General features: G+C 44.4%; 2 pseudogenes. One reads left to right on the top strand and one right to left on the bottom strand.

The window, feature by feature from the left end:
- A pseudogene (gene natR, locus ACWHAR_RS25780) lies at positions 1-248 on the bottom strand (two-component system response regulator NatR); the annotation flags it as partial.
- 143 nt (positions 249-391) lie between these two features.
- On the opposite strand from natR, the pseudogene natA reads away from it, so the two are divergent.
- Positions 392-801, top strand: a pseudogene (gene natA / locus ACWHAR_RS25785) (sodium ABC transporter ATP-binding protein NatA); the annotation flags it as partial.

Below are 801 nucleotides of genomic sequence, written 5' to 3' on the forward strand. Positions count from 1 at the left end.
CCGGTAACAAAAATCACATCCACATCAAGTGAATGGGATTTGATCAAATCAGCAAGCTCGTAGCCAGACATATGGGGCATCTCGATATCGGCAAGCAGCAGATCAATGTCTCCGTTCTTTACCCGCCTGTAGGCTTCCTTCGCTGAATCGGTGGAAAAGACAATTTCGACGTCCTGCATTCTGGACACGATCGCTTCTAACTTCTCTAAATCTACTCGATAATCATCTACAAGTCCGACTTTTACCATTATCATTCCCCTAGTTACATAGAATCATCTTTATTCTATCCCATTTCGCGACATAAAAAGAACTCTTCGCGACAACTTTATCCAACTAATCCAGCTTTTCGTATATAGTCATTACTAGAAATAAAGATAAGGGAGATTGTGACATGATTACACTGACCGATTGCAGCCGCAGGTTTCAGGATAAGAAAAAAGTAGTCAAAGCGGTGCGAGATGTAAGTTTAACAATTGAAAAAGGAGAAGTTGTCGGCATTCTCGGAGAAAACGGTGCCGGCAAAACCACGATGCTGAGAATGATTGCTTCCTTGCTTGAACCATCACAGGGTGTAATCACAGTAGACGGCTTTGACACGGTCAAGCAGCCGGCCGAAGTCAAAAAAAGAATCGGTGTCTTATTCGGAGGAGAAACCGGGCTTTACGACAGGATGACCGCTAAAGAAAATCTCCAATACTTCGGCAGGCTGTATGGGCTGAACCGCCACGAGATCAAAGCAAGAATAGAAGATTTATCGAAACGGTTCGGCATGCGCGATTATATGAACCGGAGAGTGGGCGG

The organism is Bacillus sp. LR--39 (assembly GCF_053613335.1).